Source organism: Rathayibacter tanaceti, from assembly GCF_001634385.1.
Lineage (GTDB): Bacteria > Actinomycetota > Actinomycetes > Actinomycetales > Microbacteriaceae > Rathayibacter > Rathayibacter tanaceti.
Map to the genome: position 1 here is coordinate 1 of NZ_LIIN01000141.1, position 6,824 is coordinate 6,824.

Below are 6,824 nucleotides of genomic sequence, written 5' to 3' on the forward strand. Positions count from 1 at the left end.
AGGGCGTCCGCCTCCGCCTCGGCGCGTGCGCTCACGGCGGCGGCCTCGGCGGCGGCGGAGGCCTGTCGGGCCTCGGCTTGACGCTGAACGGCGTACGCCTCGGCGTCGGACACCTGCTGAGCGACCTGCCGGTCGGTCTCGGCCTTCTTCTGGCGCCCGTAGGCGTCGGCGTCGGCCTCGGTCTGCCGGCGGTACTTCTCGGCATCGGCGACGCGCTTGACGTCGGCGTCGAGCTCGGCCTGGCGGTTCTCGGCGCGCTGGACGAGGACGGCCTGCTCGCGCTCGGCGCGTGCGAGGTTCTCGGCCTGCTCGGCCTCGGCGTTCGCCCGGCCGACCTCGGACTTCGCCGCGGCGGTGTTCTTGTCGTAGGCGGTCTGCTCGATCAGGTTCGCCTCGTCGGTGGCGAGCTGGCGGGCCTTGACCTCGCGGGCCGCGTTGATCCGGGCGACGTCGGCTTCGCGTCGGACGCGCTCGATCTCCTGCGCGCCGAGAGCCTCGATGTAGCCGTTGCGGTCGGTGACGCCCTGGATCGCGAACGAGTCGAGGACGAGGCCCTGGGCGAGCAGATCGCCCTTGATCCCCTCGGCGATCTCGTCGCCGAGCTTCTGCCGGTCCTGCATGACCTCCTCGACACTGAGCTTCGCGACAACGCCGCGGAGGGCGCCCTCCAGCTGCTCCGTCGTGAAGACGTCGATCGACTGGTCCTGCGAGGCGAAGCGCTCGGCGGCGGCGCGCACCTGATCGGCCGTGGAGCCGATCTTGACGAGGGCGACGCCCGCGAGGTGGATGGTCACGCCGTTCTTCGTCTGCGCGACCGGCTCCATCTTGATCTGGCGCGAACGCAGCGAGATGCGGTCGGAACGCTGGGTCAGCTTGTTGACGAACGCGCCGCCGCCGGTGATGACGGTCATGTTCGACGTCAGCCCGTCCTCGCCCTTCTGCTTCTTGCCGACGATCACGATCGCCTCGTCGGCCTGCGGCACCTGGTACCAGGCTCGGAAGAGGAAGAAGCCGATGAGGGCGATCAGCAGGAGGGCGCCGACGACGATGCCGGCGATGACGATCCAGAACAGGTCAGATTGCATGGATGAGATTCCCCCTTGTCGGGAACCGCGGGAGGCGGGTTCCTGAGTGATGTGCAGGTTCATGGTCGCATGGGTCCGCCCGCGGCGGAGGTACGGGTGGATGCTGAGACCATTCACTTGGCCGCGAAGTACGAAGCCGGTGCCACGATACGCGAGCTTGAACGATGTCATACGCTCTCGCACGGCGCGGTGATGAGAGGGCTCCATCGAAGCGGACTGACGATGCGAGCGAAAGCGCCTCGGCGTAAGTCAGCGTGGATTCCATCGCCACTCATTGCGTTAGTGGGTGTTCCATACGTGAAGCCGACGTCTGCTGTTGAGCACGATCAGTCCACCAGTTGCGCAAGCGGCGCAACGGCGGGATGCAGTGTTCCTCCGACTAACAGCACGATGATCCGCTGACGAGCGCGAGAGAAAACGACGTAGAGCAACCTGCTCGTCGTCGGAAAGGGCTCGACCTCCTTGCCCATGAAGTCTCCTTCGCGAAGAACGACAATGGTCGCGTCTGCCTCGCGGCCCTTGGTTTGATACAGATTCATCAACTGCACTTCTCGCGGGCTGAGGACCGAGTCGGTGAGAGCGGCGTACCCAGCCTCGCGCGCTTCAGCCGAGATTGTCGCGACGATCTGCGTACTGATCTGGTCCCTCGATTGGCGACTCGCACGGGCATGCATCACCGCAACCAGAACGCCCGCCTGCGCCCATGCGCCTGACTTCTGCGGTAGTCCGAGCGCGTCGTGGGCCGCACGCGCTTCGCCGAGCGCCGCCTCGACTGCTACGGCGTCAGTCAACCGGCCGCGAAGTGCAGTCAGCCGTGCGAGCAGCGTCTGCGGGCCGGTGCCGTTCAAGATCTGCGTTGCCAGCACCGGTACCTGGGCACCACGCTGTGCGCTCGTAAGAAAGACCGCGAGCGACTCGAGCACGTCCTCCCACGAAGCGTCGCCGAATCGGAACTGCATCATCGACACTTGGGCGTTCAAAGCAGTCGCGAGCGCATCACTCAGCCCGGCAATTTCGTGCTCAATGCCCTCTGCTTCGAGCGCATCCGACAGTGAAGCAAGCATGTCGTTGTGGTGGGTGAAGACCGCCACGCCGAGCCCCTCGCTGCTGAGTTCGGTGACGAGCTTTGCCACGCTAGACGCCTCGTCGCTGAGAGCGATCCCGCTCCGGACGATTAATCGGCCCCCTTCGATGGCGCTCGCCAGGCTGGCGCATCGAACTGACGCGTTCGAATGGCGTTCGCCACTGCCGGGATGACGCCGGAGGGGTCACGGAATGATGTCTGCGGGAGCACGATCGTGTGCTCCTGTCCGGCGGCCGCACACGCCTCGTTGATTCGTTCGACGCGGACGCCATCCGCGACGAGAAAGGTGTAGATGCACTGGTTGGGATCGCCGAGCAAGATCGTGCGGCTGCTCGGGGTGATCAGCTCGAGCAGTTGCTGCTGCGCATCGCCAGTGTCTTGGAATTCGTCCACGATCACCAGGCCCCAGCGCGAGCGAAGGTGAGCCGCAACCGCAGGCGACGCTCGTGCGATCTCAAGCGCCAACGGTAGAAGACTCCCGTAGCCGATCTCATTGTCCGCCAGGCCGAGCTTTTCCCGGGCAGGGCTGACGAGCACCACGTCACCGCGTCCGATCATGCTCCCAAACCTCCGGACGATTGAGAAAGCAAGGGAGTGGAAGGTCATCACATCGACGCGATCGGCGCCCTTCCCGAGCACCTCGCTCGTCCCGGACGCGATCCGGCCGACGGACGCACGAGAAAAAGAAAGAAACAGCACCCGCTCGTGGGGCTTCGCATCTTGAACCCGATCAAGGTGCGCGGCGGCGGCCGCCAGCGCGCTCGTCGTCTTGCCAACTCCCGCACCTCCGAGCACAACCGTGAGCTCGGCCTCTGTCCCGACGACCTGAGCTTGCTCGGGGTTCTGGGCTACCCACTTCATAAGAGCGCAGGAATGTCGATGCGCCCCAGCTCACCGACGCAGAGCGCTTCGATCACGGCGCCGGCGGTCGGCGGCCGCACCGTGAGTGCCTCGACCCACGCGGGCCCGAGCCCCTGCTTTTTCAGGATCTTCTTGGAGATCAGGTGTTCGGCGATCGCATCGTCGGCGAGATCGTCTGGCAGAGGCGGCATGCCGAGCGTGGCCAGCGATTTGACGACCTCCCGCAGATTCTCACCCGGTACTCCTCGAATGAGCGCCGCCTCAACTGCTGTGCGACCAGGAAGCACCACAATCTGCTCGGTCAGCGCCTCCAGCGCGGCGACGGCCGGATGCTCTTGCCCAGGCTTGTCGTTGTCGACAATCGCACGCACATGGAAACCAAGCTGTAGCGCAACCTCAGCTATCGCCGGCAGCCGTGAGATACCCCCGTCAGTACCCGGTGGCGCGATCAGACGAATGCCGTTTGCGGCCAACCCATGCTTGCGCTTGCCGGTCTTCCTAAACAGCCTCGCGGCCAGCGCGCCGTAGCCCTCGACGTCGAGGGGGCCCTCGACCAGCGCGACCGTTCGCGCGCTCAGCGCAGCCAGGAGCTGGTCGAGTACGAGCCGACGCGTGACACGGGCCGCCTTGTCCGTCACGTCAGGAAGCTGATGCTGCGCTCGGCCACCGTCGGTGCGTGTCAGGCGAACAAGCTCCTCCGCCTTGAAGGCGCGCACGACTTCTGGGCGACGCGTCGTGAGGATCGACTGGCCCGCGGTCGCGTGCAGTAGGCCTGCCATGTACTCGGACGACGACGCATCCAGACCATCACCGAAGTCATCACCGATAACGACGACCCCGGACTCCCCCGCGCGCGCTGCCGCGATGGCTTCGGCCACCGAAAACACACTCTGGATCGTCGACCCGTGCGAACGGATTGGCAAGGGCCCTGCCGCATCGAGCGACAGCGCTGGCTGCAGCGCGCGAAGAAGGGCTGCACGCGAGCCGTCATCCGCGACGAAGTCAACTGCACCGGGATCGTCCACACCGAACAGTGTCTTCGGACCGGCGTCGAGTACCTGCTTGAGCACGTCCGTCACGACAGATGCGCCCGCGAAGTCACCCGTTGCTGATCGCACACCGTCATCCAGGCCAGCGAGTGCATCGTCGAGTCCACTCGAATCCGAAACGGCCAACAGGGTTCGAAATGCCCCCTCGGCGCGAAGCTGCAAAGCGGGCGCACTATCGATGAACTGCACGGGCAACGCCTCGCGTTCCACGCGGCCGACGCGCTTGAACGAGTTCGCCGCGGCGTCGCTCCGTGCGGGGAAGTCGACCCAGTGATCGCCGCTGTCGGCGTCAAGGTCGTAGCGGATGCGGTAGCAGAGGCGAACGCCGAGCACGGCACCCGCGCCGCCGCCCGTGCCTGCGAGCGTCGCAGCCTCAGGGTCAAATGCTTCGAGGCTGTCGCTCAGCAGGGTCTCGAGCTGCGCGCCGAGCTCGAGGAGCGTTACCTCCACCTCAGTCAGGGTTTTGTTCGCGATGGGGCGGTGGATGTCGAGCGGATTGACACGCGCCCGTGTGCTGCGTGTGTCGAGCACGCGCCGAAGCGCCGCCACAAGGTCGCTGCGGCCCGCCTGCGGCTCCCCCGCGATGACGACATCGGCGGGGATCACCAATTCGGCTTGTTCAAAGCCACGGAAGCGCTGGATCCGGATTCTTGCGACTCTCATGACATCGCCTCTCTCAGAGCGGCCGTCACCGGAACCCGCGACGCAGCGACGGCATAGAGTCCAACGGGTAGCCCCGAACCAGCGAGGAATGAGGCTTCGTCCACTCCAGCCTCATAGAGCACCTCACGCGCGCGCGGCAGCATCGACGGCATCTCCAGTGACGAGATCCGCCCCGGCTCCGCTCGGCGCCAACCGTTTTGTGACATGCGGATAACTGCGTTGCGGTAGGAGACGTCGCTCATGATGCCCAGCGCACGCGCGCGGTACAGGAGCGCCGCAAGACTCACGCCCCAGTACTCCTTCAACTCTGCGAGGTACGCCCAGGCTTTTCCCGCGGTAGAAACCGGGAGGGACGGCGCGATCTCCTCGGCTGGCATCAGGAACTCGGATGCGAACCGGTTGGCTTGCTCCTCCGCAACCTTTCCTCCAGGCTCGGCGTCGTGATGCATGATCAGGTGGCCAAGCTCGTGGGCCACGTCGAAGCGCTGCCTGTAGTAGTCATCTTTCACCGGGTTCAACACGATGATCGGCCGGGTCGACGAATGGAGCGAATACGCATCAATCGCGGCAACGCCAGGCTCGCTGAACACCACGACGACTCCGCTGCGTTCGACGAGACGGACGACATGCTGCACCGGCCCCGGCACGACGCCGAAGAAGGCGCGCGCCTCGCGTGCGGCCTCCTCGGGCGTCATCGAACGCTCATCGGGGTCGACCGGGAGGTCCGGCAAGAGGGCCTCAGGAAACTCGACGGCGTTCTCCAGCATCCCCGCGACCTCAGCTACGAATCGTCCGTACGCTTCAGCCTCGTCCTGCGCGATCTGTGGTGTCGAACGGAGCGAGCGAAAATGCGGCCTATTTGTCTTCGGCGGCGCTCCTCCCCCAAAGAACTGCGGTTCGACTTGAAGCGCTAGCGCGAGCTTGGCCACCGTCGCGCGGTTGGGCTGCTTGGCGCCGCTCTCCCAGGCCGTCACGGACGCCGGCGACATCTCGATGAGGGTCGCGAGGTGGGACTTCTTGAGTCTCTTGAGCTGGCGTGCATGGTGAGGCGCTCACCGTTGAAGAACGAGGCTGCGGCGGCAAGCGTCTGGGACGGCCGGCGCACCTCAACCATTTGCCGCGCCCGACCCTTCGCCCGCACCCGTCCGCTTGATCCGCACCGGCACATCGTCGACTTCCGTCGAAGCGCCACCGTTCGGCATCGTGGGCGCAACGGGAATTCCACCGGCACCCGCCGGGGTACCGCCGGACAGCAGCAACTTCTTCCAGTGCCAGCAGGAATCGTCTGCATGCTCCGGGTTCTTGCTTTGGCCGAGGTAGAGCTCGAACTGCTTGGTGGTCGGGTTGAAGGCATGGGCCGCGATCAGCGTCACGCCAGTGAAGTCGTCGTCGTCCGGGATACCCGGGATGGACTCGAGCCCAAACTCTTCGTCGGAGAAGAGCGTGTTGTCGCCGACGAACAGTTGGTCCGCGACGCGCCTCTTCGCGTCGCTGCGCTGCACCCACTTGATGTCGTCGACCTTGCCGAAGGGGTAGGACTGCAACAGCACCCGGTAGCCCTCCACCGCCCACCCAGGAGACTGCTTGTAGTCCCGACGCCTGACGGCATCCGCCGCCAGACGCGGCATCGTGTTGAATGCCTCCGGCGTAATCCCGCGCGCGAGCACGTCCCCACCGAAGCTGTCGAGTCCCTCACCCAGCTTGAACCGCCCGTTGGAGGTCGCCCGGTCGACGAGATCCCGTAGGTGCTTGAAGTTGAGGTAGCCTACGACACCTTGGTCGTGGCCCTGGTTTTCGTCGTAGAGCTGATCCGTCGCCTCGAACGCCACCGGCGCCCCCCACTTCAGGACATCGAGGAGCGTGGAAGCCTGGAGTGCGGAGAGAGCGTCATCTTCTGCGGTCATAAGCCCAGAGTATACGCGGGTCAGTAGATGGCGCGTCTGTTTTTACTCTCGGCGTGTCGAGCACGCCGATACGATCACTAGCGCGGTCTGCGAGCGCGCGATCGACTAAGGAGTCCCACCTCACGCACTTGATGCAGTTCCAAAAGGTGCGCGACGCGCTCCCCGGTGGAGCGGAAGG

Annotated in this window: 6 protein-coding genes and 1 pseudogene; all 7 read right to left on the reverse strand. The window is 65.4% G+C overall.

The window, feature by feature from the left end; all coding sequences use genetic code 11:
- On the reverse strand, positions 1–1,085 hold a 1,085-nt coding region (locus tag ACH61_RS13325), incomplete at its 3' end, for an SPFH domain-containing protein (protein ID WP_068212859.1).
- 326 nt (positions 1,086–1,411) lie between these two features.
- Positions 1,412–2,218 (reverse strand): P-loop NTPase family protein, encoded by an 807-nt coding sequence (locus ACH61_RS13330; RefSeq protein WP_068212862.1) that lies wholly within the window; start codon positions 2,216–2,218, stop codon positions 1,412–1,414.
- Between the two features lie 41 nt (positions 2,219–2,259).
- A complete protein-coding gene (locus ACH61_RS13335; RefSeq protein ID WP_068212864.1) occupies positions 2,260–3,030 on the reverse strand; it encodes a UvrD-helicase domain-containing protein in 771 nt (256 codons plus the stop codon).
- Entirely contained in the window at positions 3,027–4,742 is a 1,716-nt protein-coding gene (locus ACH61_RS13340) for an OLD family protein (RefSeq protein WP_132505570.1), read from the reverse strand. Before ACH61_RS13340 ends, ACH61_RS13335 begins: the two co-directional genes overlap by 4 nt.
- Positions 4,739–5,509, reverse strand: a complete 771-nt coding sequence (locus tag ACH61_RS13345; RefSeq protein ID WP_330220175.1) for an ImmA/IrrE family metallo-endopeptidase — start codon at positions 5,507–5,509, stop codon at positions 4,739–4,741. Before ACH61_RS13345 ends, ACH61_RS13340 begins: the two co-directional genes overlap by 4 nt.
- A gap of 129 nt (positions 5,510–5,638) precedes the next feature.
- A pseudogene (locus tag ACH61_RS18875) lies at positions 5,639–5,770 on the reverse strand (helix-turn-helix domain-containing protein); the annotation flags it as partial.
- Between the two features lie 78 nt (positions 5,771–5,848).
- Positions 5,849–6,646, reverse strand: coding sequence for a hypothetical protein (locus tag ACH61_RS13350; RefSeq protein WP_068212869.1), 798 nt, complete (start codon positions 6,644–6,646; stop codon positions 5,849–5,851).
- Positions 6,647–6,824: the final 178 nt, after the last annotated feature.